At 60.2% G+C, this 24,436-nt stretch carries 23 protein-coding genes; 7 read left to right on the top strand and 16 right to left on the bottom strand.

The features are described from left to right. Positions 1–6 precede the first annotated feature (6 nt). A complete protein-coding gene (locus ACIGDJ_RS04025; protein ID WP_101162686.1) occupies positions 7–207 on the top strand; it encodes a hypothetical protein in 201 nt (66 codons plus the stop codon). An 86-nt stretch (positions 208–293) separates the two neighbouring features. After that, complete coding sequence (locus ACIGDJ_RS04020; RefSeq protein WP_101162685.1) at positions 294–878, top strand: hypothetical protein; 585 nt, start codon at positions 294–296, stop codon at positions 876–878. A 323-nt stretch (positions 879–1,201) separates the two neighbouring features. On the opposite strand, the gene ACIGDJ_RS04015 is transcribed toward ACIGDJ_RS04020, so the two are convergent. From ACIGDJ_RS04015 to ACIGDJ_RS03980, 8 genes are all read right to left on the bottom strand, one after another. Beyond that, entirely contained in the window at positions 1,202–2,029 is an 828-nt protein-coding gene (locus tag ACIGDJ_RS04015) for a glycosyltransferase family 2 protein (protein WP_397478360.1), read from the bottom strand. 156 nt (positions 2,030–2,185) lie between these two features. Further along, positions 2,186–2,683: a hypothetical protein gene (locus tag ACIGDJ_RS04010; protein WP_101162683.1), complete on the bottom strand. Its 498-nt coding sequence runs from the start codon at positions 2,681–2,683 to the stop codon at positions 2,186–2,188. A gap of 182 nt (positions 2,684–2,865) precedes the next feature. Next, positions 2,866–4,245, bottom strand: a complete 1,380-nt coding sequence (locus tag ACIGDJ_RS04005; protein ID WP_397478358.1) for a VOC family protein — start codon at positions 4,243–4,245, stop codon at positions 2,866–2,868. A gap of 88 nt (positions 4,246–4,333) precedes the next feature. Continuing rightward, positions 4,334–5,554 (bottom strand): glycolate oxidase subunit GlcF, encoded by a 1,221-nt coding sequence (gene glcF / locus ACIGDJ_RS04000; RefSeq protein ID WP_397478357.1) that lies wholly within the window; start codon positions 5,552–5,554, stop codon positions 4,334–4,336. Positions 5,555–5,556: 2 nt separating this feature from the next. Then, a complete protein-coding gene (gene glcE / locus ACIGDJ_RS03995) occupies positions 5,557–6,606 on the bottom strand; it encodes a glycolate oxidase subunit GlcE (protein ID WP_313003185.1) in 1,050 nt (349 codons plus the stop codon). Then, on the bottom strand, positions 6,606–8,105 hold the full coding sequence (gene glcD / locus ACIGDJ_RS03990; protein WP_397478356.1) for a glycolate oxidase subunit GlcD: 1,500 nt from the start codon (positions 8,103–8,105) through the stop codon (positions 6,606–6,608). Before glcD ends, glcE begins: the two co-directional genes overlap by 1 nt. Positions 8,106–8,268: 163 nt before the next feature. After that, entirely contained in the window at positions 8,269–9,195 is a 927-nt protein-coding gene (locus ACIGDJ_RS03985; RefSeq protein WP_313003172.1) for an alpha/beta fold hydrolase, read from the bottom strand. Positions 9,196–9,216: 21 nt separating this feature from the next. After that, positions 9,217–10,671 (bottom strand): flavin-containing monooxygenase, encoded by a 1,455-nt coding sequence (locus ACIGDJ_RS03980; RefSeq protein WP_397478355.1) that lies wholly within the window; start codon positions 10,669–10,671, stop codon positions 9,217–9,219. A 186-nt stretch (positions 10,672–10,857) separates the two neighbouring features. Between ACIGDJ_RS03980 and ACIGDJ_RS03975 the strand changes: the two genes are divergently transcribed. The 5 genes from ACIGDJ_RS03975 (at position 10,858) to ACIGDJ_RS03955 (ending at position 15,881) form a co-directional block, all read left to right on the top strand. Next, on the top strand, positions 10,858–11,931 hold the full coding sequence (locus ACIGDJ_RS03975; RefSeq protein WP_397478354.1) for a diguanylate cyclase: 1,074 nt from the start codon (positions 10,858–10,860) through the stop codon (positions 11,929–11,931). A gap of 122 nt (positions 11,932–12,053) precedes the next feature. Further along, positions 12,054–13,289 carry a M20/M25/M40 family metallo-hydrolase gene (locus tag ACIGDJ_RS03970; RefSeq protein WP_101162675.1) on the top strand — a complete coding sequence of 412 codons (1,236 nt, stop codon included), beginning with the start codon at positions 12,054–12,056 and terminating at the stop codon, positions 13,287–13,289. 471 nt (positions 13,290–13,760) lie between these two features. After that, entirely contained in the window at positions 13,761–14,231 is a 471-nt protein-coding gene (locus tag ACIGDJ_RS03965; protein WP_178081239.1) for a hypothetical protein, read from the top strand. Positions 14,232–14,268: 37 nt separating this feature from the next. Beyond that, positions 14,269–14,694 carry an HPF/RaiA family ribosome-associated protein gene (locus ACIGDJ_RS03960; RefSeq protein WP_101162674.1) on the top strand — a complete coding sequence of 142 codons (426 nt, stop codon included), beginning with the start codon at positions 14,269–14,271 and terminating at the stop codon, positions 14,692–14,694. A gap of 11 nt (positions 14,695–14,705) precedes the next feature. Next, entirely contained in the window at positions 14,706–15,881 is a 1,176-nt protein-coding gene (locus tag ACIGDJ_RS03955; RefSeq protein WP_397478353.1) for a hypothetical protein, read from the top strand. Between the two features lie 170 nt (positions 15,882–16,051). Here ACIGDJ_RS03955 and ACIGDJ_RS03950 read toward each other — a convergent pair whose 3' ends face one another. The 8 genes from ACIGDJ_RS03950 to ACIGDJ_RS03915 form a co-directional block, all read right to left on the bottom strand. Continuing rightward, positions 16,052–16,921, bottom strand: coding sequence for an oxaloacetate decarboxylase (locus tag ACIGDJ_RS03950; RefSeq protein ID WP_101162672.1), 870 nt, complete (start codon positions 16,919–16,921; stop codon positions 16,052–16,054). A gap of 154 nt (positions 16,922–17,075) precedes the next feature. Beyond that, entirely contained in the window at positions 17,076–18,110 is a 1,035-nt protein-coding gene (gene astA / locus ACIGDJ_RS03945; protein ID WP_101162671.1) for an arginine N-succinyltransferase, read from the bottom strand. 49 nt (positions 18,111–18,159) lie between these two features. Continuing rightward, positions 18,160–19,176: an arginine N-succinyltransferase gene (locus ACIGDJ_RS03940; protein WP_313003139.1), complete on the bottom strand. Its 1,017-nt coding sequence runs from the start codon at positions 19,174–19,176 to the stop codon at positions 18,160–18,162. A 118-nt stretch (positions 19,177–19,294) separates the two neighbouring features. Beyond that, a complete protein-coding gene (locus ACIGDJ_RS03935) occupies positions 19,295–20,644 on the bottom strand; it encodes an APC family permease (RefSeq protein WP_397478352.1) in 1,350 nt (449 codons plus the stop codon). Positions 20,645–20,712: 68 nt separating this feature from the next. Continuing rightward, positions 20,713–21,465, bottom strand: coding sequence for an N-formylglutamate amidohydrolase (locus ACIGDJ_RS03930; protein ID WP_101162669.1), 753 nt, complete (start codon positions 21,463–21,465; stop codon positions 20,713–20,715). Further along, positions 21,449–22,780 carry a glutamine synthetase gene (locus ACIGDJ_RS03925; RefSeq protein ID WP_101162668.1) on the bottom strand — a complete coding sequence of 444 codons (1,332 nt, stop codon included), beginning with the start codon at positions 22,778–22,780 and terminating at the stop codon, positions 21,449–21,451. Before ACIGDJ_RS03925 ends, ACIGDJ_RS03930 begins: the two co-directional genes overlap by 17 nt. Continuing rightward, positions 22,777–23,421, bottom strand: a complete 645-nt coding sequence (locus tag ACIGDJ_RS03920; RefSeq protein ID WP_101162667.1) for an isochorismatase family cysteine hydrolase — start codon at positions 23,419–23,421, stop codon at positions 22,777–22,779. The genes ACIGDJ_RS03925 and ACIGDJ_RS03920 overlap by 4 nt, the downstream gene beginning before the upstream one ends. A 2-nt stretch (positions 23,422–23,423) precedes the next feature. Further along, positions 23,424–24,278, bottom strand: coding sequence for a MurR/RpiR family transcriptional regulator (locus tag ACIGDJ_RS03915; protein WP_101162666.1), 855 nt, complete (start codon positions 24,276–24,278; stop codon positions 23,424–23,426). Positions 24,279–24,436 lie beyond the last annotated feature (158 nt).

The following is a 24,436-nucleotide window of genomic DNA, read 5'->3' as shown; positions in this document are numbered from 1 at the left end:
AGCGCCGTGAATAAATCCAGCAAGCCAAACGATAACCCCGATGAACCACGCCCGGCCGGCGAAACCGAACGCGACAACGACGCCTTGCGCCCGACCGACCCCAAACAGCGGCAGGACAGCGGCAAAGGCACAGCGAGTGGCGAGTCCACCGCCCAGGAGACCGCCGAGCCACACACCCGCGGGCCACAAACCCAGGTCAAGCCCTGAACAGCGTCTATGCTCACTGGCACGCCCGCCGCTGAAGTCGCTTCGGCGGCGGGCTTCGCCATTTCATCACAGGGAAAGTAATGCATATGAAGCTCAACGCACTGGCCAAGGCCATCACCCTCGCAACACTGCTTTCTGCCGTGAGTCTCGGCGCTTTGGCTGCCGACATTCCATTATCCGCCGTCGTTGAGGCTGATTCCGTTACCACCAAAGTGCTCGCCGTTGACCCGGCCAACCATCAGGTGGTGCTGGAAGGTCCCGAAGGTCGTCAGGTCCACGTCCAGCTCAGCGACAAAGCGAAAAACCTCGCCAATCTTAAAGTGGGCGACCTGGTGAAGATCGAGGTGCAGCGGTCTGTCGCCGCCTATCTCGACACCGAAGTGGATAAAGGTCTGCCTGGCACCACCGAACGCACCGGCGAACTCCGTAAAGCACCGGGCAGCGACAACCCTGGGGGTGAGGCCTATCGTCAGGTTCAGGTGCAGCTGAAAATCAGCAAAATTGATTTGAAGACCCATCAGGTCACTCTGGAAAATCCTTCCGGACAATCGAAGACGCTCGAGGTGAAGAAGCCGGAGATTCAAGCCAAGTTGAAAGATCTCAAAGTAGGGCAGAGCGTTATTGTCACTTACACCGATATCCTGAAAGTGACCAGTCAGCACGATAGTTGAGTATTAGCTCTACAAGTTTATTGCTCTTGTACAACTTTGTGTGTGAGAGCAATTATATTAAATATTTTGTAAGACAATTCTGGGGGAAAATCGGTAAAACACGGTTTTTAACTTTTCAGTTCAAAAATTTCATCTTTGTGCATGAGGACATGTGCACTCGTTTGAATTAAAATCCTCGGCGTTCGCCCAGTGTCGCGGCTCTTTACCGGTGCATGGATTGCCAGGCCATAACACTGGGCGAACTCCACCACGACAGCAGATGTATACAAAATTCAACAACAAAAAAGGGCGACTTCGAAGTCGCCCTTTTTTGTTGTCGTGGATTAAGCCGAAGCTTGCACGCCAGTCTTGCCTTGCTGCCCCTGAAATCGTTTGAGCGTCGCCTGATACATCTTCGTACGGCGATGATCCTTGCCATACGTGCCTGCCGCCGCGACGGTCCCGGCCTGGATATGATCGAGGTAACGGAAAATCGTCCGCGGCGAGAGGAACCTGACGCCATAACCCAACTCGACCATTCGATCCTGCAGGGCGTATCCCGGCACCTCCTCATCCATGCAGAAGTGCAACCCCTGGGACTTCATCAAGCGCGCATTCCATAGCGTGCAGAAACTTTTCAGATGCGTTTCTTTATACGGACGTGGTGGTTTAGAACGCAGGCCAAGATGGACTTTCAGCCGCCGGACATGATGTTTGCAGAATCGCGAAGTTAATCGCCAGGTATCGCGAAGTAACCCGCGATCAAGTTGCTCCACACAACCGACCGCCGCCATGTCCGCACTTTTCGTGCACTCGCGCATCATCATCGCGAACACTTCCATGTCGTAGACGAAGGTATCGGTGTGTAGCAGAAACAAGTAGTCCGTCTCAACTTTCGCCAACGCCAGATCCAGCGCCTTGCCATGGGCAATATGCCCCATTTCCTTGCCCGGCGACGCTCGCTCGATGAGATTGATCCAGTCCAGCGAACGCAAATAATCAAGGCTGGCATCCGCCGAATCGTTGTCCACCACCCACACCGGAATGCGCTGCGCCTGAACATGCTCGCGAAGCAGTTCAAGGCACATGCGAGTAATGTCCGGGGTTTTGTAATTGACCAGGACGAGGCTGAAGTTGGGATGCGGCGGGGCAGGCAGGTCGAAGGCTTTCATGTCGGAGGGACTCATCCACGGCTCAAGACGACAGGTTGTTGAGCCGGGATGCTAGCGGGGGAAGCTTAGGTGAAACTTAATTTGGCAGGGTCGAACCTGGGGGAATGAGAGGACGTAAAACGGTTCGGATGTGTTCCGGATGTCTTCATGCGTTCATCAGCTTGCGAAGTAAAGCTCATCCAGTTGGCGCCTGCGGATTGCCAGGTATTGCTCCCACAACTTAGGAAAATCCTCATCTCTGGTTAGCGGAAAAGTCAGATAGATGTGTTTCCCGGCAACACTGAGGTACTGGCGCACACGTTTGAAGGCCGGCTGTTCATACAGCGCAAGGCTTTCGTCGTAAACGTCGTGATGGTGGCGAATCGTTACTCGATGAGGGGCAATCATCCCTCGCGCAAAATCGATCACCCAGTCGCCGTCTACGGCCGTACGCAAATAGCCGTAAACACCATCGACCGAGAGCAGGATGCAGGTGTTGGCTTGGTTGCCGTCCTCGTCGTTCGCCAGAACAATCTGGTCGGCAAAGTATTTGATCGCCTGATCATCCGGGCCCTGTAGAAGCAAGCTCCAGCCCTCGACGCCCATGCGAAACTCGCCGATGTTTTCGAAGGTCGCGGTCCATCCGTTGGCGAGAATTATGTGACGGGTTTTCATTGGGTTTTCAGACTCGAAATTTTCGACTTATGGTCTCGGATAAACCGAAACAAATCGGCTTAACGTTTTAACAGATGTTGAAAATTGAAAGAAGCAGACGAACTGGGTTGCTCACATTTCATCCATGCAACCCCGCCACTTTGCACTGTAGGAGCTGCCGCAGCCTGCGATCTTATGATGTTTTAACGCGCAAGTCGGGTCAAACACTCCTCAATCGACCGCCGTTGCGTCTCGGCATACAACGCTAGTTCATCAATAGTCGAACGCCCCAGCGCCTGTTCGAAAGCCTGTCGATTGGAGTGTTCGCCGTAATGCGCCTGTGCAGCATCCCCCAGGTTCGACTGAAAAATCCCCGCCGCGCTCACCGGCAGGAAATCTTCGTACACCAGCGGCTCCGCTTTCACGTAGCCATCGCGCAGCAAGTCCTCCAGGGACGATTCGCCAAGTCCGTGCGCCGCCAATCCTTTTTCCGTAGCGAAATAACGAAAATACGCCAGCCCCTGTTCACGCATGCCCTCGACGCTGTCAGGAAATTGCGCAAAGTGCTGATTCATCAGCGCGTTGTAGCGTACGGCGTTGGCTTCATTGGGAAAGTCGCCCAGTTCATCCCGTGCGGCATTCAACAGGCGGTCGTACAGCGCTCGACCCTTTGGCGTCAGGGCTGCGCCGCGTTGTTCGATTTCGCCGAAACGCGCGCTGTGGCTGCCAAGGGTTTCGGGCTGATCGATGAAAGCGATCGGCTCGTCGAGCGCCTTGAAGCTGGTCTGGCGCAGCAGGATCGGGCAGTTGCGGCGCGGTGGCCCTTCGATCACGGCTTTCGGTGTGATGCCATGAACAGGCATCTGTTGCTGCACAGTGTCGATGTCCAGCGTGCGCGGCGTCAGGTGATTGATGTGCGGGCCTTTGAACGCAACGACGTCCGCGACCAAGCGGTGTTGTGCGCTGAGTTTCTGATATTGCGCGGCGCTGACGGTGGCGCTGTGGTGCCAGCGAAAAGTCTCCAGTGCTTGTCGGACGAATTCTGCGGCTTCGGCGTCATTCAGCCCGCCCGCCGTTTCCGCCTGTTCAATCAGGCGCAACGCGGAGTCGGTGAAAATCGAACGACCGGCCAGCACCGATTCGGCAAACTCACGCAATTCAGCGTCTTCAATCAGCTCCAGCCGCAGCAACGAGGTGAACACGCGAAACGGGCTGACCTGCAGCGCCTCTTCATGCACCGCACGAAACGCCGTTGAATGCACCGGCACGCCTGCCGGGGTCAGGTCGTAATAACCCACCGGTTGCATGCCCATCACCGCGAACAGGCGGGCGAGGGTGGCCAGTTCGCTCGCGGTGCCGACGCGGATGGCGCCGTGGCGCTCCATGTCCAGCCGTTCGATTTCGCCGCTGCGCTTGAGCTGTCCGGCGACATCAGGCTGCTGCGATAGCACCGCGCGGTTGGTGTTTTCCACCAGTTCCATCAGCGCGCCGTACAGTGGCACCTCTTCGCGGTACATGTCGGACATCGCTCGGGAGAAGCGTTGGCGGATCAGGTCGGGGCTGACGAACGGCTGCACAGTCATGAAAAAAATTCCTGCCATGGTCACGGAATGAGTGCTGGAAAAGATCGCAGCCTTCGCCCACGCGGGCAAACGAAGAATCCGACGAACTTCATTCTGCCAGCGACTGATCCACCAACTCGATCCAATGCTTCACGGGCGTGCGCCCGGCGCTGGCCAGATGACTCTGACAGCCCACATTGGCAGTGACGATCAACTCGGGCCGGCCACTTTCCAGAGCGTTGAGGCGCTGATCGCGCAGTTGTCGCGCCAGCGCCGGTTGCGTCAGCGAGTAAGTGCCCGCCGAGCCGCAGCACAAATGGCCGTCCGGCACTGGCGTGAGGTTGAAGCCGAGTCGGGTCAGAACTGCCTCGACGGCGCCGCCGAGTTTCAGTGCGTGCTGCAACGTGCACGGGCAATGCACGGCGATGCGTCGTTCGCTGGCGGCACACACTTGCTCCAGCGGTTCCTCCGCGAGGATTTGCACCAGATCCCGGGTCATTTCGCTGATCTGCCGAGCCTTCTCTGCATACACCGGATCATCCGCCAGCAAATGCCCGTAATCCTTGATGAACGCGCCACAACCACTGGCCGTCTGCACGATGGCTTCGGCACCGTTTTCAAGATGTGACCACCAGGCATCAATATTCTGCCGAGCACGGTCGAGGCCTTTGGCCTGAGCGTCGAGGTGATAATCGAGGGCGCCGCAGCAACCGGCTTCGCTCACAGCTATGACGCTGATGCCCAGGCGATCGAGCACCCGCGCGGTTGCGTCATTGGTGTTCGGTGAAAGGCCCGGCTGCACGCAGCCTTCGAGCAACAACACCCGGCGCGCATGCCGAGGAGCAGGGCGCGACCCCATAACCGCGACGTGCTGCGGCAGTTTGCTTTCCAGCCGGCGCGGCAGCAGCGGCCGAAAGGTCGCGCCCATGCGCAGCAAGCCTTTGAACAACCCCGGATTCGGCGCCAACGCGCGCAGGCCTTCACGCAGCAAACGCTGGGCAGCCGGGCGCGCCACTTGGCGATCAACCACCGCGCGGCCAATGTCGAGCAGGTTGTGGTAATCGACGCCGGATGGGCAGGTGGTTTCGCAGTTGCGACACGACAGGCAACGATCCAGATGCAGTTGCGTCTGCTCGGTGGCCGGTGCGCCTTCCAGCACTTGCTTGATCAGATAAATGCGCCCGCGCGGCCCGTCGAGTTCATCGCCGAGTAATTGATACGTCGGGCACGTCGCGTTGCAAAAGCCGCAGTGCACGCAGGTGCGCAGGATCTTTTCCGCTTCGCCAGCGCGCGGCAATTGCCGCGATTGCTCGCTGAGGGTGGTTTGCATGGCTAGACCTCCGCGTACATTCGCCCGGGGTTGAACAGCCCTTGCGGGTCGAGTTGCGCCTTGAGTTGCCGATGGTAGCGCAGCAGGGTCGGCGCCAAGGGTTGAAACGGCGAATCGGTGGCGCCATGGGTGAAGCACGTCGCGTGGCCGCCGAAGGAATGGGCGAGTGCATGAATCTCGGTGCTGTCGGATTTAAGCCAGCGTTGCGCCCCGGCCCAATCGATCAGTTGCTCGCCGGGCAGCTCAAGCGGGCCGAGGTTGTTGGGCAATGACAGGCGCCACAGCGGCAAGCCTTCGTCGAAAAAACTCAGGCGGTGTTCGTTGAGGTCGCGCCAGAAAACCAAGTCCAGCGGCTCACCACCGAGGCGTTGGTGCGCCGCCGTCACCGAGCCTTCGCCACCTTCCAGACGCAAATACAGACTCTGGCCATCGTGACACGCGGCGCTGATCGGCAGCGGTTGCTGGGACCATTCGGCTAGTTTGCTCAACGCCCGAGCGCAGTCGATATCGAGGCGAATGCTCAGGCACTGGCGCGGTTTCGGCAGGACTTTCAGCGACACTTCGGTGAGCACGCCGAGGCAACCGAAACTGCCGGCCATCAGCCGCGACAGGTCATAACCGGCGACGTTTTTCATCACTTCGCCACCGAAGCGCAAATGCTGCCCCAGGCCGGTAATCACTCGCGTGCCGAGGACGAAATCGCGCACCGAGCCGGACCATGGTCGGCGTGGCCCGGACAGTCCGCTGGCGATCATGCCGCCGACGGTGGCGCTATCAGCGAAGGAAGGCGGTTCGCAGGGCAACATTTGCCCGGCGTCATCTAGCGCCGCGAGCAGCTCGGACAACGGCGTGCCGGCACGTGCGGTGACCACCAGTTCCGTCGGGTCGTACTGAACGATGCCACGATGAGCGCGGGTGTCGAGCACTTCGCCGGCCACTTCGCGGCCGAGAAAGGCCTTGCTGTTGCCGCCCTGAATCTTCAGCGGCGTGGCATTGGCCCGCGCGGCGTTGACCTGATCGAGCAGGGCGTTGGCGGCGTCGAAATCAGCCATCAGAATCGCTCCAGCTCGGGGAAGGGCAGTTGCCCGGCATGAATGTGCATCGCGCCAAATTCGGCGCAGCGATGCAGGGTCGGGATGTTCTTGCCGGGATTGAGCAGGCCCTGCGGATCGAACGCAGCTTTCACCGCATGAAACAGCAGCAACTCGTCGCTGTTGAACTGTGCGCACATCTGATTGATTTTTTCGCGGCCGACCCCGTGCTCGCCAGTGATGCTGCCGCCGACCTTGACGCACAGTTCGAGGATCTTGCCGCCCAGTGCCTCGGCGCGATGCAGTTCGCCGGGTTGGTTGGCATCGAACAGAATCAGCGGATGCATGTTGCCGTCGCCGGCATGGAACACGTTGGCCACGCGCAAGCCATATTCCTCGCTAAGACGCGAGATACCTTGCAGCACAGCGGGCAATTCGCGGCGCGGGATAGTGCCGTCCATGCAGTAATAATCGGGCGACAATCGACCGATCGCCGGGAAGGCATTTTTGCGCCCTGCCCAGAAACGCACGCGCTCGGCCTCGTCCTGAGCCTGACGCACTTCAGTCGCGCCGGCCGCTGTCATGAGTTCGCGCACCCGCTGGCAATCGTCGTGCACATCGGCTTCAACGCCGTCGAGTTCGCAGAGCAGAATCGCCTCGGCGTCGACCGGATACCCGGCGTGGATAAAATCTTCGGCGGCGCGAATGGCCAGGTTGTCCATCATTTCCAGACCACCCGGAATGATCCCGGCGGCGATGATTTCGGCGACCGCGCGGCCGGCCTTTTCGACCGAGTCGAAACTGCCCAGCAGCACCTTGGCGACTTGCGGTTTGGGCAGCAGTTTCACCGTGACTTCGGTGATGATCCCCAGCAGGCCTTCGGAGCCGGTGAACAAGGCGAGCAGGTCGAAACCGGCTGAATCGAGCGCCTCGGAGCCCAGCGTCAGACGTTCGCCCTCGATGGTCAGCACTTCGATTTTCAACACGTTATGCACTGTCAGACCGTACTTGAGGCAATGCACGCCACCGGCGTTTTCCGCAACGTTGCCGCCGATTGAACAGGCGATCTGCGAGGACGGATCCGGCGCGTAGTACAGGCCGAACGGAGCGGCGGCCTGGGAGATGGCGAGGTTGCGCACGCCAGGCTGAACCCGCGCGATGCGAGCAGCGGGGTCGATGTGCAGGATGCTGTTGAACCGCGCCATCACCAGCAGCAGGCCTTTTTCCAGTGGCAGGGCGCCGCCGGACAATCCAGTGCCGGCACCCCGCGCGACCACGGGCACATTGTTCTGATGGCACAGTTTCAGCAGGGTTTGCACTTGCTCCAGACGCCGGGGCAGGGCCACCAGCATTGGCGTGGTGCGGTAGGCGCAGAGGCCGTCGCATTCGTAGGGTTTGAGTTCATCTTCGCGCCAGAGGATGTCCAGGTCCGGCAGGGCTTGTTGCAAGGCCTTTAGCAGTTCGGCCTTGTTCACCTCGGGCAAGGGACCGTCGAGGCGTTCGTCGTAAAGGATGTTCATGGGAACGCCAACCTTCTGTCTCCGCTGATCGTTCCCACGCTCAGCGTGGGAATGTAGCCCGTGACGCTCCGCGTCACTGGACGCAGAGCGTCCCCTGAGGCATTCCCACGCAGAGCATGGGAACGATCAGTTGCGCAACCTGGGGCATTGCGAATATCCATGTTCATCGCTGTCGTTCCAGAAATTCCCCGTACAGCCGCGCGGTATTTCCCGGCTGTTCGACCATCGGCATGTGCCCGACGTGATCCCACACATCCACTTCGAGATTGGCGATGCCTTTGCTCCACACCGGCACGCTGCTGACGTCGATCAGGCGATCCTTGCGCCCCCATAGCAGCAGCGCCGGGCATTTGATGTCGACCAGTTTCGGCTCCATCGGCGGACTCGCATGGAAGTCGCAGAATATTTCTTCGAGCTCGTCACGTTGCTGCTCATAACGCTGGGCGACGGCATCGAGCACCAGTTTCGGCACCCACGGCGGCGACTCCATGGTCATCGCATAGAAGCGCTGAAACTCTTCGCGGGAATTGATCAGAAACGGATTGTGCCCGCGCGCCAGGTGTCGCTCCATGTCGCTGGGCTGCGGTGCGGTGACGCCGGCCGGGTCGATCAAGGCCAGCGAGGCAATTCGCTCCGGATAGGTCGCCGCCAGCCACGCGGCAATGTAGCCGCCCATGGAGTTGCCGATGACGTGGACTTTTTCCACGCCGCACACATCGAGCAGTTGAATCATGCGTTTGGCCTGCACCGCGATGTCATAACCGCCGCCAGCCTTGAAGCCGGTTTCACCGTGGCCGGCCAGATCCGGGATGATCACCCGGTACTGGCGCACGAAATGCCGGGCGCAGCGCAGCCAGAGATTTTTGTCGGCGCTGAAGCCGTGCAGCATCAGAATCGCACTGGACGCCTCGTACGGCCCGCCTTGCCAGGTCGACACGGTCATTTCGGCGATCGGCACTTCGATCTTGTGCAGTTTGTACAGCTTGGCCTCGATGGCCATGGCCAGGTCGTACAGCCAATGGCCCACCGCTGGGTAACTCAACCAGCTCCAGGCCACGAACACCGCGAGTGCGACAAACAGCAAAAGCATCGACGTCTTCCTTATACGTGTTCAGGACAAAATATGGTCGGCCGGTTTCAGCGCCCGGGTCAGCAGGTGATAGCTGAAACTGAAGCCGGGAAACATCGCGATTACATGGCCGCTCTTGCTCTGGTACCAACTGTGGCAGCCACCGGACTTCCATACCGTGCGCTGCATTTCCCGGTGGATCATTGCAGTGTAGGTACGTTCCGCGTCAGGGCGCACTTCGATGCTGCGCAGGCCTTTGGCCTGCACGGTACGGATGCAGTCGAGGATGTAGTTCATCTGCGATTCGATGATGAACAGCGCCGAGGTGTGGCCAATGCCGGTGTTCGGCCCGGTGACGATAAACAGGTTGGGGAAGTCTGGCAGGCTGGTGCCGAGGTAAGCGCGCGGATATTCGGCCCAGACATCTCTGAGTTGCACGGCGTTTTTGCCGCTGACCGGGTAGGAAATCACCCCGTCCGTGGCGTCGTAACCGGTCGACCAGACGATCAGATCAACATTGACATGCTCGCCGTCTACGGTGTTGATCCCGCTTTCGTCGATCGAAGTGATGCCGTGGTCGCGACTGTGCAGCGTGACGTTGGCGCGGTTCAGCGCCGGGTAGTACGTGCTCGACACCAGCACGCGTTTGCAGCCGATGGTGAAATCCGGGGTTAGCTTCTGCCGCAGCAGCGGGTCTGGAACCTGACGCTTGAGGAACCGCAGCGCATGTCGCTGGACCAGGTGAATCGCCGGTTTCGAGTATTTGAAGGCGATGACCCGGGTTTCGAATTGCCAGTAGATCAGCCAGCGCAACAGCTTGTACGCCGGCTTCAAGCCGAGCAGCCAGCGCTGGAGCCGGCCGAATTTACGATCGGCACGCGGCAGCACCCAATGCGGCGTGCGCTGGAACACATGCAGATGTTCGACCTGGGTTGCGATCGCCGGAATTACCTGTGCAGCGCTGGCACCGCTGCCGACAATCGCCACGCGTTTACCGCGATAGTCGTAGCTGTGATCCCAATGATTTGTATGAAAAGTCTTGCCTTGAAAGCGATCAATCCCAGGGAAGTGTGGAATGACCGGCTGACTCAACGGCCCGGAAGCATTGATCAGGAATTGCGTATGGAAGATGCCCTTGGCGCGGGTGTGCACCGTCCAGTGTTTTTCCGCTTCGTCCCATTCGACGCGCTCGACATCGGCTTGCAACTCGACCCGGTCGCGCAAACCGAATTGCTCGATCACCTGTTCGGTGTAGCGCTGCAGTTCCGCCTGTTCGGCAAACATCTGCGACCAGCGGTAGGGCGCGAACGACAGAGAATACAGCGGCGACGGCACGTCCACTGCGGCACCGGGGTAGGTGTTCTGGCACCAGGTGCCACCGAAAAATTCGCGTCGTTCCAATATGCGAAAGTCATCGATCCCGGCCTTGAGCAGGTTGACCGCTGCGCACTGGCCGCCGAAACCGCTGCCGATGATCAACACATGGTAGGTGTGCATGGGCCCCCTTCTTAGAATTGTCGTTCCTTTTCCCTCTTTCATTTATAGCCAACTCTGGGCCGCGTGTGCGGCGCTGATAGCGCTCTATTCAGGCCGCTGGCCGGTGATGGCTATTTAACGGTGCCCTGATAGACTCCGAACACACCGTGTCGGGGTGTAACCATGCATCGCGCGGTCGAGGCCCTTATGGGAAATACGCGAGGAAAGGGACTTTCACTGGCCAGGAGGCTGTATACGTCGCGGGTGTTCGGGCTGCTGCTCGGGCTCATATGCATCAGCGCCGCAATGTATTCCCTCGATCCGCCGCTGTGGGTGTGGGGCCTGATGCTGTTCAACGGCCTGGTCTGGCCGCATCTGGCTTTCCATTGGGCGCGCCGCTCGAGCGTGCCGTTCCGCGCCGAACACCGCAATTTACTGATCGACGCGTTCATGGGCGGTTTCTGGGTCGCTGCCATGCAGTTCAATCCGCTGCCCAGTGCAACCACGGTTTCAATGATGGCCATGAACAACGTCGCCATCGGTGGCGGCCGGTTTCTGCTGGCGGGGACGGCGGCACAGCTGCTCGGTATGGGCGTGGGGCTGGTGGTGTTTGCGCCGACGTTCATCCCGCAGACAACGCCGCTGCAGCTTTACGCCTGTTTGCCGTTGCTGTTGCTGTATCCGCTGGCGCTGGGCTGGATCTGCTTTCGCCAGGCCTCGACCCTCGGTCGACACAAGCGTGAGCTGCTGGCGTTGAGTCGCACTGACAGCCTGACCGGTTTGCTCAATCACGGCGCATGGAAAGATCAACTGAACCTTGCGTTCCAGCGTTGCACACGCCAGCAGCAGGGCGCGGCGATTGCGCTGATCGACATCGATCATTTCAAGGCAATCAATGACACCTATGGCCACGTCGCTGGCGATATCGTCCTGCGCCAGTTGAGCAAACTGCTCAAGCACAACCTGCGCGCCAGCGATGTGGCCGGGCGATATGGCGGGGATGAGTTCTGCGTGATCCTGCCGGACCTGCCGCTATTCAATGCCGCCCAAGCCATGGAAGCCCTGCGCGAGCGCTTCGCGATTCTGGGCTATGAGCAGAGCCCGGCGCTGAAGGTCAGTCTGAGCATTGGCCTGGCCGCGTACGACCCGAGCCATGCCGACGCAACGCGGTGGCTGGATGATGCCGATCAGGCCTTGTACGAAGCCAAGGCCAGTGGGCGCAATCGCGTTATCTGCAACAGCGATAACAAACCGAGGCAGGCGCTGCTGGATTCGGTTTGATGGATGTCGGCAGTTCCTGCAATTTGTTCGGTGGCGGTCGGGCAAGTGTCGCATCCGCTATAGAGCCTTGCGCCAATGTCGGTTACGGTTGAATCCCTCCGACACGAAACAAGGACTGCTTCATGACGTTCTCATTTCCCCGCTCCCTGCTGGCCGCCAGCCTCGGTCTGTCCCTCGCGTTCTCGGCCGCAAACGCCGCTGAACCGCATAAGCAAGTGCTCGCCGATGCCGAGCAGTACCAGCCCGAAGCGCTGAAGTTATTGGAACGACTGGTCAATATCGACTCCGGATCCGGCTATGAACCGGGCCTGAAACAGGTCAGCGACATCGCCATCGATGAGCTCAAAAAGCTTGGCGCAACCATTGAATTGGTGCCGAACACGCCGGAAAAATCCAACCACGTGCTGGCCACGTTCAAAGGCACCGGCAAGGCAAAAATCCTTCTGATGGCGCACATGGACACGGTGTTCAAGGAAGGCTCCGCTGCCGAGCGGCCATTTCACATCAAGGACGGCCGTGCCTACGGGCCGGGGGTGATGGACGACAAGGGCGGGATCGTCGCCGGTATCTACGCGCTGAAAGTGCTGAAAAACCTCGACTTCAAGGATTACGCGCAGATCACTTTCCTGCTCGACGCCAGCGAAGAAACCGGCTCGGACGTTGCTACCGACCTGATCAAGAAAACCGCCAAACAGCACGATGTGACCCTCAACCTCGAACCGGGCCGCCCGGCCGATGGCCTGGTGGTGTGGCGCAAGGGCAGTGCGACGGCGCTGGTCGAAGTCAAAGGCAAGGCCGCCCACGCCGGCGTCGCGCCAGAGCTTGGACGGAACGCGGCGATGGAAGCGGCGCATCAGATTCTGCAACTGGGCAAGCTTGGCGACGAGGCGAAGAAAACCACCATCAACTTCACCGTGCTCAAGGCCGGCGATCGCACCAACGTGATTCCTGATCAGGCCACGGCCAAGGCGGATGTGCGCGCGGCGGTGCCGGAAGAGTTCGATCGCATCGAGAAGGATCTGGCGCGGGTCTCGCAGGACAAACTCATAGCTGAAACCGAAGTGAAGACTTCCTTGCAACGCGGTTTGCCGCCGATGCCGCAGACAGCCGAGTCGGATCGCTTGATGGCCATGGCGCAGGGGATTTACGGCGAGATCGGCCGCCAGTTGACGGAAGAGGGCAGCGGTGGCGCGGCGGATGCCAGCCTGTCTGCCGGGGTGGGGACGCCGACGCTGGATGGATTCGGGATTGTCGGCGGCAATATTCACACCCCGCAAGAATATGCCGAAGTGGCGAGCGTGGCGCCGCGGATTTATCTGTTGTCGCGGATGATCATGGAACTGGCCAAACCGCGATGAAGCATGGGGTGTCTTGATGGTGGGCACGATCAGAACACCAGTCGGTAAAAGACCAGAGCGCGGCTCCTCGAGTGAGCTGCGCCTGTGCCTGAAACAGTTCCTTGCGCACTGCAAGAGCCGCCACAAGCGCTGAGATTGTGCCGGTTCTGCCAACCTCGCTGCGCTTCAATCCCATTGAAGCTACATCCGCTCATCGGTTTTCAATGCAAAAAAACCGAAGCTTCCTGATTGCTTGCTTGTCATCTCCATGAGGCCGCAGCCCTTTCAATGCGGCCGTTTCGCTGTATCACGCCGTCCGTCGACGCAGAGGAATGAGCGCACGATAGGCGCAGTCGACTTTGCACGGTGAGTGGCCATCCGCTGATTGCCAAGCGCTCAAACATGCGCTGAAGCAGGTGAGCTGAGCCGTGCGCAACGCCTGGTTCTGTACCGAGGACAACGTGCAACCACCGATCCGAGAAGGACACCGCCGTGAGTGAAACCGATCTTGAAATGGAACTGAAAGCGTGGCGTCTGTTGCTGGAGGACGACGCCTATCGCCTGGATTTCCCCGACGATTATCACCGCACCCTGATCCAGCGTGCCGACGAATTGCTGCTGCACGAATGGATCACCCGTGACGATTGGCAGTTGCTGATAAACGCGGCGGATGACGCGCGTGAATTTACCCTCGAGAGCCTCGCGCGTGAGCAGCGCGATTGCCTGAAAATCTCGTCGCTTCGACTACCGACAGGCCAGGAAGACGACCAGCCCCAGCGCCCGCAAGGCGCCGCATGCGTATCAACCAATGGGAGCGTCATCATGAGTGATGAGAAGAAAGATCAACCGAGCAACCCGCCGAACAATGAGCCGAACGACACCATGCCTGCGCATTCCACCGAACAGGAGCGCGAGCGCTTGAAGGACTTCAACAAGGACGGCATCCCGCCGGGAAGCTGCTGATTACCCCTCAAGCCCAGAGCACGCGGAGTATTTCACCATGCAAGTACAAGTAGACAGCAACCATATCGAAGGCAGCGCCGAACTGCAGAAGTGGGTGGGCAGTACGGTGGTCGATGAACTGGACCGCTATTCGTCATTTCTGACCCGATTGGAAATTCACGTTGGCGACGTCAACGCACAGAAATCCGGTGCGCAAGACAAGCGCTGCCAGATCGAGGCGCATCCCAAGGGGCACACCTCGCTGTCGGCCAGCCATCATGCCGAAAGTCTGGAGCTGGCCGTCGCCGGAGCGGCAAAAAAGATTGCCCATGCGCTGGAGCATCTGGTGGGGCGCCTGTCGCCGCGCGTCGAATCGACCGGACGCCTGACGGCACCGCCGGTTCGGGAGGATTCGCCAGCGGAAATCGACGCCATGCTCGAAGACGAGTTTCTCGCCAGACAAGCTGACCTGGAGAAAGAGTAAGGAGTGTCGTCATGGCCCGGATTCAACCCTTTACCCACGAAACGCTGAGCACACTGCTGGCCCTGAATGACCGTCTCAACCTCAGCCTGTACATGCCGGCGCATCGAACCTTTCCGGAACGCTCGCAAGACCCGATCCGTTTCAAGAATCTGGTCAGGCAGCTGGAAGGTTTGCTCGAACAACATTCTCCCGAGTCGCCCAGGGACAGCGTGCTCGCGCCATTTCATGAGCTGCTGGATGATCAGTCCTTCTGGAATACCTGCCCCGAGTCCATCGCAGTTTTCGGCGGCGAGGAGCATTTCATCGTGGTCGGCCTGCATCAGGCGGTTCGCGAAGCGGTCATCGTCAACGGCCATCCGTATCTCAAGCCGTTGCTGCGCCTGGCGCCGGTGATTGATCGTTGCCAGGTGCTGTGCCTGTCCCGTGACAGCGTGCAGATGTATCAAGGGACGGGGCAGCAGATGCAGGAGGTCGAGCTGCCCGAAGCGGTGCCCACCCGACTGGCGGATGCGCTCGGTAACGAGCTCACGCCACGCGATCAGCAGGGCCACCCTGATGGCTTCAGCGGTGGGGGGGAGCGTGGTGATCCGATGATGCACGAGTCGGGCGGTGGCGGTAAGCAGGATGAAATCAACCTCGACCGAGAGCGGTTTTTCCGCGCGGTCGATAAAGCTGTCACCGAGCATTGCTCGCGCCAGTCCAGCCTGCCGCTGGTGCTCGTTGCGCTGCCGGAGAACCAGGCGGTCTTCCGTACGGTGAGCCATAACCCGTTCCTGTTACCCGACGGCATCGAGCGGGATCCGGCGACGCTTCAGCCTGCGCAACTGGCGGCAGCCGGCGCGGTTGTGTTGCGCAAGCGTCATGACGATGGGCTGAACAAAGCATTCGATCGCTATGGCGTGGCGCTCGGTCAGGGAGCGGTGGGGCAACATTTGTCGGAGATTGCCCAGGCAGCGGTAGAGGGCAGGGTGGCTTTGTTGCTGGTTGAGGCCGAACGTGAAATTGCCGGGACCATTGCGGCCAATGCGCTGAACCGCGAGGCTGCCGATAGCCGCAAAATTCATTCGAAGGACGTACTCGACGAACTGATTCTGGCGGTGATCCGCCAGGGCGGTGAGGTGGTGGTTGTACCGCCGGAACGCTCGATGCCGACCGAGACGGGGGCGGCAGCGGTTTATCGGTATTGATCGATTGGCCGAGACGTTACTCAGTTACTTACGCCGGTTCAGCGCTGTGACGGCTGCCCTCATTTCTGGCAAGCCAGACTCCACAGGTTGCGCGTTGAACATCAATTGATGGTTCAACGCAAACTTTGTGGGAGCTGGCTTGCCAGCGATGGCGCTGGCCCAGCCAACGTTTACTCCTTGACGCTCATGTACTCCTTGGCCCAGAGAATGTATTCCTCGGGTTGGGTATAGGTGTGCGTCAATTCGGTCGCGCTCAGATCGGCGGCCTGGGTGAAGATCTGCCGCTGTTCGCGCAGGCTGTCGTAAGTCGCTTTGATCGCAGCGAAGTAGGCGCCGTGGCCGTCGATGGTCACGCGCACCCCGAGTTCTGCCAGACGTTTGTCATCGCGCAGGGCCGGGTTACCGTAGGTGACCAGCATCAGCGGCACGGTCAGGTGCTCGGCGATTTGTTCCAGTTGGTCGAAGTCCTGCACGCCGACCATGCAGATACCGTCAGCGCCGGCCGCTTGATATTGGCGGGTGCGGCTGATGATTTCCTGGATCGGCAGAATGCCGGCGTTGGTGCGGGCGACGATGGCCATTTCGGTGTCGACCCGGGCTTCCAGCGCCGCGCGGATCTTGCCGACGCCTTCTGCCACCGTAATCAGGTCAGTGGATTTGCGCCCGAATTGCGCTGGCAGCAAGGTGTCTTCGATGGTCAGTGCCGCAACACCGGCGCGTTCCAGTTCGACAATGGTGCGCATCACGTTGAGGGCGTTGCCATAGCCGTGATCGGCGTCGGCAATCACGGGGAGTTGGGCGACGCGACCGATGCGCGTGGCCTGTTCGGCGAATTCGCTGAGGGTGATCAGGGCGAAGTCCGGTGCGCCGAGCACCTGCAGGGAGGCCACGGAACCGCCAAGAATACCCACTTCAAAACCCAGGTCAGCGGCGATGCGGGCGGACATCGGGTCAAACACCGAAGCCGTGTGGTAGCAGGTGTCGGAGGCCAGCAGCTGACGGAAATTACGGCGCAAATCTTGATGGGAAAGCCTGGTCATACGAGTTCCACCAATACATAAGAAATGGAAAGGCTTGAGCAAAGGTGTCAACGCCGAAGAATGAAAAGGCTATCACGCGAATGGGTCAGGAATCATGACGAATTTGCGCGGCAGGACTGGCGGCTGAAAGGTTTAACCTCTCGCGCCGGGAATATCAGGCTGCCACGGCGTGTGGTTGTTGATGGGGCAGGCGCACCGCGCGTACCGAATTGCCCGGCTGAAGCTGCAGGCGTTTGGCAGTGAGGCGATCGACCATCAGGCTGTTTCCGACCATTCGACCGGGCGCCACGGTGATGCGGCAGTTTTCCAACCGGCGATTATGAATCAGCCACAGCGGTGCCTGCTCGTCCGGGGTGCCAAGGCTCAGGGCCAGTTCGAGGCTGTCGCGTACCGTGCGGATGCTGCGGATCGGCGCTTCGATGACCGGACCACCGTCAAAAATGTCGATGTAGCCCTGGTGCGCAAAACCCTCCGCCTGAAGGATTTTCAATGCCGGCTGGGTATTCGGATGAGTCTGGCCGATCGCGGCCTGCGCCTGCTCGGTCAGCAGACAGGTGTACAACGGCTGGCGAGGCATCAGTTCGGCGATGAAGGGTTTGTTGCCCAGGCCCGACAAGTGATCAGCGTAGGTGAAATCCATCTGGAAGAAGTGCCGGCCGAGGCTGTCCCAGAACGGCGAACAACCATTTTCATCGGCACTGCCTCGCAGCTCGGCGATCATTTTCTCGCCAAACAGATGCGGGAATTCGGCGACGAACAGCAAACGACCCAGCGACAACAGGCGGCCATTGCTGCCGCTGCGCTGGTCATGGCGCAGGAACAGCGAGCACAGCTCCGATTGACCGGTCAGTTCATTGTTGAGGAACAACGTCGGGATCTGCCGCTGAATGCCCAGGTCAGGTGCCGAACTGACCGTCATGCCGAGCCGGTAGTTGTACCAGGGCTCGCGCAAGCCAACGGCGCCGGCCATCGCGCTGACACCGACGACGCGCTGTTCGTCGTCTTCAAGCACGAACAGGTAATCGGCATCGGCCCGCTCCACCTGTTCGGCAAAAGCCCGTTGCGCCCAGCGCACCCGATGCGCCAGGCGGTCTTCGTTGGCAGGAAGGGTGGTGAACCCCGGTCCGGCCTGTTCGACGAGGGTCATCAAGGCAGGCAGGTCGCTGACTTTTACCGGACGAACTATCATGCTCCAACTCCTTCTGCGTACCGATTCAGGCACCCACGGCAAACGCGGCTCACAGCGCGACCAGTCGTATCGAACCGCCATCACTGACTTTCAGCGCCGCGCAGATGGCGGGCGACAGGGGCAGCGGCTGGTCGGTGTGATAGTCGAGTTCGGTGACAATCGCGCGGTAATCATGCAGGCCGTCGTTGCTCAGCAGATAACGGCCGCGGGCGTCGGTCGATGCTTGTTGGCGAACGATGGCGGTCTGGCTGTCAGCGATCGAGCGAATGTTCGCAGTACGCGCATACAGCGTCGGACCGGCGTCGAACAGGTCGATGTAGCTGTTGGTTTCGAAGCCTTCACGCTCGAGAATGTCGAACGCTTCCTGGCCGTCCGGGTGCACGCGACCGATGCAATCCTGCGCCGCTTGCGGCAGCATCGGCACATAGATCGGGTATTGCGGCATCAGTTCGGCGAGGAACGTGCGGCTCTGCAACCCGCACAGACGCTCGGCTTCCGCGTAGGGCAGGTCGAAGAAGTGTTTGCCCAGGGCATCCCAGAATGGCGAGTGACCGTGCTCGTCGCTGTAGCCGACGATCTCGGTGATTACCGCCTCAGAGAACCGCTGTGCATGCGCGGCAATGAACAGCAGGCGCGCCCGCGACAACAGTTCGCAAAAGGGTGTGCGCACCAGCGCGGCATCGATGTGGAAACCGCGCAGCAAGGTGTGCCCGCTGAGGTCATGGCACAGCGACAACGCCGGCACGCCGTGCTCAATGTTCAATTCCCGCGAAGCGCTGGTGAAGTGGCGATTGCGCAGGCTGTAGAACGGCTCCTTGAAGCCGGCGGTGGCAAGTATCTCCGAGCAGCCGAGCAGTTGCTGGCGTTCGAGGTCTTCGAGCACAAAGAAATAGTTCTCCGGCCCCTGCGCTGTGGCGGCGCTGTCGAAGGAGGCGCACGAGGCGGCGATTTTTTCGCGCAGGTGTTCGCTGTCATCCGGCAGCGAGGTGACGCCGATCATGCTCTCGCGGGCCAGGCGCTGTAGCTGGGGCAGATCGTTCTGCTCGACTGGGCGTAAGACCAGCATGGATGTACTCCTGTATCAAAAGGTTCGGCCCGTTCGCCGAACCTGACTATCACTGTCGATGTCCACGCGATAAATCGGCGGTTACCTGATTTGTTGTCAGACGCCGCTCTTTTTCTTGTCAGCCTTTACTCGGATCGGGCAGCGCGGTGCTGGCGCCGAGCTTGTTGAGGAAGAACAGGTAAACCAGACCCAGGGCAATCCAGATCAGGCCGAGCTTCTGCGCATCGACGCCCATGTTGTACATGATGGCGGCGACGATGATGAAGCCGATCACCGGGCAGAGCAGATGGCGTACAACCTGCCCCGACTTCTGCCGACGCCAGTAGTGGTTGATTACCGTCAGATGCAGCAGCATGAAACCGCTGAGGGCGCCGAAGTTGATCAGCGAAGTGAGAATGTCCACTGCATTGATGAACAGGTAGCAGATAAGCAACGACAACACCGCCACCAGATAGATGCTCAGGTACGGCGTGTTGTGTTTCGGGTGAACCCTGGCAAGCACCTTCGGCAGCTTGCCGTCGCGGGCCATGCCGAACAGCAGACGAGAGACGGCGGCCTGCGAGGTGATCGCCACGGCCACGCCCCAGGCCAGCGCCGTCGCCACGGCAGTCAGGGTCGCCAGCCAGCTGCCGGCGGCGATTTCAGCAATTTCATAAAATGCGGTGTCTGCGGACTTGAAGCCCATGCCCGCCGCCAGATCGGTGGCAATCCACGTCTGTACGACGAAAATCGTGCCCATGACCGCGAGGGTAATCAGCGCCGCTCTACCCACGCTGCGGCCCGGGTCTTCCTTGATTTCTTCGGCAAGGGTCGAGATCGCGTCGAAGCCCAGGAACGACAGCACGGCGATCGACACCGCTTGCATCAGCAGGGCGAAGTTGAAGGTTTCCGGGTGATACAGCGGCGCCATGGTCAGCTCGCCATTTCCCGCGCCGTTGTGCAACGCGTTCCAGGCGTAGAACAGGAAGATGCCCAACACCACCAGTTGCGCCAGCAGGAACAGGATGTTCATTCGCGCGGTAAAAGTGATGCCGCGCAGGTTGACGAATGTCGCACTGACCAGAAACGCCAGGATGAAGCCAACCTTGGGAATGTCCGGGTACAGATGGTTGAGCGCCATCGCCGCATAAAGGTACAGCAACGGCGGAATCAGCAGATAGTCGAGCAGCATCAGCCAGCCAGCGATGAACCCGACATGTTGATTAAGGCCGCGTTGCGCGTAGGAATATACCGAGCCGGCAATCGGAAAGGCCTTGGCCATGCTGCCGTAACTGAGCGCGGTGAACAGCATCGCGACCATGCCGATGATGTAGGCCAGCGGCACCATCCCTGGAGCTTCAGCGTTGACGTAGCCATACACTCCGAACGGTGCGATGGGGATCATGAAAATCATCCCGTACACCACCAGATCGGTCAGCGTCAGGCTACGTTTCAACTCTTGCTTGTAGCCGAATTCTTCAATTTCCATGAAGCGCAACTCCTTGTCAGCCATCGGTCGTTTCAGTTGTTCCGTCGGTTCATCATTTACTGCGATTGCTACAGCAACGGTGCGAGATAGGCGGCCCACCGCGATACCTCTGCGGGGCTGCGCAGCAAGTCATTGCGCACCTCGATCAGCACCGCTTCAAGGCCGCGGGCATCGCCGTGCACCGGCACGGTCATATCGCCCAAAGGATCGATTCTGTACGGCTGGTTGCCCGCGACTTTCAACGGATGCGCTTGCAGCCCGTCGAGCAGGCGCTGGGCGTAGGCTTTCGCCTGACCGAACAACACGCCGACTTCCAGCGGTCGCGGCTGACCGTAATACACCGGAGTGAAACTATGAATGCCGACCACCCGCACCGCTTGGCCTTTGGCAATGCGCTCGTCGATCAATGTCTGCAAACGCGCATGAAACGGTTTGAACAGGGTCTGCCGGCGGTATTCGCGGGCTGCTTCATCCAGATCGTGATTGCCCGGGATCTGATAGATCTCGCTTTGCAGTGGAATGCTGTCCGGCGCATGGCGCGGGCGGTTGAGGTCGATCAACAGCCGTGAATAGTTGGCACTGAGCAGGGTAGCGCCGAGCTGTTGCGACAACGCTTCAGCCAGTTGCAGCGCGCCGATGTCCCAGGCGATATGTTCGCGTGCGGCCGCCTCGTCCAGGCCCAGATTGTTCAGAGCCTCGGGGATATAACGACTGGCGTGCTCGCACACCAGGATCAACGGGTTCGTCGAGTCCTCGCGACTCAGGTCGTAGACCGGGCGAGCGAACAACCCCAGCTCGGCCGATTCAGTACAGGTGTGCATAGTGCTCACACAAGTCAGCGGGCGAGAGCTGTTCCGTCAGCGCCAGTTCCTCGGTTTTCAGGGCGTAATACGTGTCGAGCAGCGGCTTTGGCAGCCATTCATTGAAAGCTGCACTGTCGCGCAGGCAATCCAGCGCCTGGGACAGCGAGGCGGGCAGGGCGACGATACCCCGGGCCTTGCGTTGCTCATCGTTGAGTGAATCGGGGATTTCATCGGTGATCGCATTCAGCGCCAAGCGCTGCTCGATGCCCAGCCGCCCGGCAATCAGCAGCGCGGCCATGGCCAGGTGCGGCGAGGCAGTGGCGTCCATGGCGCGGAATTCCAGGTTGAACTGTTGCGCGGCGGACTTGCCACCCAACGTCACGGTCGGGCAGATGCGCAGCGCTGCTTCACGGTTCTGCTGCCCCAGGCAGGCGTACGACGCGCTCCAGTGGTGCGGCTGCAAGCGCTCGTACGACAGCGGCGTCGGCGCAGTGAACGCGCACAGCGCCGGCAGAAAATGCAGGATCCCGGCAGCCCAGTGCTGGCCGATGCTCGACAGGCCATTGCTGGTGCCGGCGTCGTACAGCATCGGCTGGCCGGCCAGGTCGTGCAGGCTGACGTGCAGATGCACACCGTTGCACACGGCTTCGGCGGCAGCCTTGGGCGCGAAGCTCAGTTCGAGGCCCATCTGCCGGGCGATTTCCCGGCTGATTTCGCGCACATTGACCGCGCGATCCGCCGCCGCCACGCCAAGGGTCGGACGGCAGGTGATTTCGTATTGGTGCTTGCCGTATTCCGGCAGAAACATTTCCGGCTCGACGCCACCGGCGCGCAGGGCGCTGAGCAGCCAGCCGCCGAATTCGGCGCCCTGGCGCTGAGCTTCCAGGGAGAACGCTGCGTGTTCGGCGAAGCCTGCATGCAGATTGAATTCATGTTCGAACGCCGCGTTGACCTGCAAGCCCAGTTCATCGCGATAGCGCTCGATCTCATCGCGCAGCAATGTGCGTGGGCAAGCGCCCCAGGCTTGGCCGTCGGTCTCGCGAATATCGGCGTGGATGAAATCGAGCACCGGTGCATTGGCATCCGGGCCGCTGCCAACGGTGACGCGGCTGTCCAGATCGGGTACCAGCCGCAGGTCGCCATACGCGCCCCACGGATTGCTTGAAGCGATGATGTCTTGCGGCGTCAATGCGCTGTTGGCCGGAACCCAGCCGCAACCGGCTGCCTGGTAATGCTCCAGCTCATCGGTTGGAAACGAACGGCCACGGGTGATGCCGATCAGGTCAGTGGTGACCAGCGTGGTCATCGGCAGCGGCGTCAGGCGTGCGCTCATGGCTGCATCTCCTGTATACGGCCGAGCACAGTCTGAGTATTGGTGATCCAGCAGTAACCCTTGATGGCGTTGAGGCAGGCGTGATGGCGTTCAGCGCTGTAAGTGGCGCAGGCGTCCTCCACCAGTGTCACCAGATAGCCACGGTCGGCGGCGTCGCGTACGGCCATGTCGACGCACTGGTCGGTGACGATGCCGGCAATGATCAGATGGCGGGTTTGCAGGTTGCGCAGCACGTAATCGATAGTGGTCGAGTTGAACACCCCGGATGAGGTCTTCGGCAGCACGATTTCATTTTCCGTCGGGGTCAGTTCAGCGATGATCTGCGCTTGCAAGCTGCCTTTGGGCAGGTGCATGTCCGACAGTTTGTGATCCAGCGAGCGGTCGCGACCATCGGCGGTCAGGCTTTCGATAATCGTGTGCAGCACGTTCTGCTGCGCTTGGCGAACGGCGCTGAGCAGTCGTTGCTGGTTAGGCACCACCTGGCTGCGCGTGCGCCGGAGGAAATACTCGGCATCGGGCCTGCTCAGGTGCGGGTCGAATTGCGGTTCGAGCCAGGCGCGCTGCATGTCCACCAGCAACAAAGCCGTGTGGTCGAACGCAAACGGCAGATCCCGAGGCGAGCGGTGGGGAAGGCTGAACATCCTTATTTTTCCTCCAGCAGATGAGTCGCAAAGTCGTTGCGCAGGGCATCGATGCCTTCCAGGCGATCGGCCGGATCCGGCACGCGCAAGGTCAGGCAGGCAATCAACGCCTCGACCTGCGCCAGCGCTGGCACCATGGTATCGAACGGCGATGCCGACTCCACCGGCGCGCTGATGATCAGATCAGCCATTTCGCGCAACGGCGAGGCGTAGACATCGGTGAACAGCACCACTCGCGCGTTATTGTTTTTCGCCGCAGTGGCTACACGCAGGGCTTGGGTCTGGTAGCGCCGGTAGTCGAACACCAGCACCACGTCCTGGCGTTGCAGATCGAACAAGCGGTCAGGCAACAGGGCGTTGTCTTCCAGGGCAAAGCAGCCGGGACGCAGCAGGCGCAAGTGGTTGAGCAGGTAATGGGCCATGAGAATGCTGAAGCGGCCACCGAAGCAGTAGACCTGATGACGGCTGTCGAGCAGCCATTCGACGAGGATTCGCACATCTTCGGGTTGGGTCAGGGCTTGGGTGTCGACCAGCAAACGGTGGCTGTCGGCCAGGTAATGGGCCCAGGCATCGTCCTTGTTCTGCTGCGAGCGTGGCTGCAACAGTGTGCGTGGCGAACGCAAGCGATGGTCCATGTCACTGAGCAAGGCTTCCTGAAACTCGGCATAACCGCCGAAACCGAGCTTTTTCACCAGGCGGACTATGGTCGGATCGCTGACACCGGCATGTTCGGCCAGCCTCGCCATCGGTCCGAGACCATTACGCGGATACTGATCGAGCAGGGCGCGGACGACTTTGCGCTCTGACGGCGTCAGGTCCAGGCCGGGATCGGTGATCAGGTCTCTGAGAGGGGGCATCCGTGCTCCTGCTGGATGGGGTGTCGAATTCGTTTCACAATCCGTTAAAAAGAGTATTTATGTAATGAGTGCTACATGTCTAGCGAATTTTTGTACACGTGCAGCGAGCACCAAAAACGTGCAAGGTTCCCGTTTAACAAGGGCTACACCGAAGTAGC

The sequence above is a fragment of the Pseudomonas sp. NPDC079367 genome (assembly GCF_044542195.1).
Classification (GTDB): domain Bacteria; phylum Pseudomonadota; class Gammaproteobacteria; order Pseudomonadales; family Pseudomonadaceae; genus Aquipseudomonas.
This window is presented reverse-complemented; position numbering and strand designations above follow the sequence as displayed.

Excerpts from the sequence above, each read along its gene's own strand:
- ACIGDJ_RS04020 (WP_101162685.1), top strand. The coding sequence starts at position 294 with ATGAAGCTCAACGCACTGGCCAAGGCCATCACCCTCGCAACACTGCTT.
- ACIGDJ_RS04015 (WP_397478360.1), bottom strand. The coding sequence starts at position 2,029 with ATGAAAGCCTTCGACCTGCCTGCCCCGCCGCATCCCAACTTCAGCCTC.
- ACIGDJ_RS04010 (WP_101162683.1), bottom strand. The coding sequence starts at position 2,683 with ATGAAAACCCGTCACATAATTCTCGCCAACGGATGGACCGCGACCTTC.
- ACIGDJ_RS04005 (WP_397478358.1), bottom strand. The coding sequence starts at position 4,245 with ATGACTGTGCAGCCGTTCGTCAGCCCCGACCTGATCCGCCAACGCTTC.
- glcF (WP_397478357.1), bottom strand. The coding sequence starts at position 5,554 with ATGCAAACCACCCTCAGCGAGCAATCGCGGCAATTGCCGCGCGCTGGC.
- glcE (WP_313003185.1), bottom strand. The coding sequence starts at position 6,606 with ATGGCTGATTTCGACGCCGCCAACGCCCTGCTCGATCAGGTCAACGCC.
- glcD (WP_397478356.1), bottom strand. The coding sequence starts at position 8,105 with ATGAACATCCTTTACGACGAACGCCTCGACGGTCCCTTGCCCGAGGTG.
- ACIGDJ_RS03985 (WP_313003172.1), bottom strand. The coding sequence starts at position 9,195 with ATGCTTTTGCTGTTTGTCGCACTCGCGGTGTTCGTGGCCTGGAGCTGG.
- ACIGDJ_RS03980 (WP_397478355.1), bottom strand. The coding sequence starts at position 10,671 with ATGCACACCTACCATGTGTTGATCATCGGCAGCGGTTTCGGCGGCCAG.
- ACIGDJ_RS03975 (WP_397478354.1), top strand. The coding sequence starts at position 10,858 with ATGGGAAATACGCGAGGAAAGGGACTTTCACTGGCCAGGAGGCTGTAT.
- ACIGDJ_RS03970 (WP_101162675.1), top strand. The coding sequence starts at position 12,054 with ATGACGTTCTCATTTCCCCGCTCCCTGCTGGCCGCCAGCCTCGGTCTG.
- ACIGDJ_RS03960 (WP_101162674.1), top strand. The coding sequence starts at position 14,269 with ATGCAAGTACAAGTAGACAGCAACCATATCGAAGGCAGCGCCGAACTG.
- ACIGDJ_RS03955 (WP_397478353.1), top strand. The coding sequence starts at position 14,706 with ATGGCCCGGATTCAACCCTTTACCCACGAAACGCTGAGCACACTGCTG.
- ACIGDJ_RS03950 (WP_101162672.1), bottom strand. The coding sequence starts at position 16,921 with ATGACCAGGCTTTCCCATCAAGATTTGCGCCGTAATTTCCGTCAGCTG.
- astA (WP_101162671.1), bottom strand. The coding sequence starts at position 18,110 with ATGATAGTTCGTCCGGTAAAAGTCAGCGACCTGCCTGCCTTGATGACC.
- ACIGDJ_RS03940 (WP_313003139.1), bottom strand. The coding sequence starts at position 19,176 with ATGCTGGTCTTACGCCCAGTCGAGCAGAACGATCTGCCCCAGCTACAG.
- ACIGDJ_RS03935 (WP_397478352.1), bottom strand. The coding sequence starts at position 20,644 with ATGGAAATTGAAGAATTCGGCTACAAGCAAGAGTTGAAACGTAGCCTG.
- ACIGDJ_RS03930 (WP_101162669.1), bottom strand. The coding sequence starts at position 21,465 with ATGCACACCTGTACTGAATCGGCCGAGCTGGGGTTGTTCGCTCGCCCG.
- ACIGDJ_RS03925 (WP_101162668.1), bottom strand. The coding sequence starts at position 22,780 with ATGAGCGCACGCCTGACGCCGCTGCCGATGACCACGCTGGTCACCACT.
- ACIGDJ_RS03920 (WP_101162667.1), bottom strand. The coding sequence starts at position 23,421 with ATGTTCAGCCTTCCCCACCGCTCGCCTCGGGATCTGCCGTTTGCGTTC.
- ACIGDJ_RS03915 (WP_101162666.1), bottom strand. The coding sequence starts at position 24,278 with ATGCCCCCTCTCAGAGACCTGATCACCGATCCCGGCCTGGACCTGACG.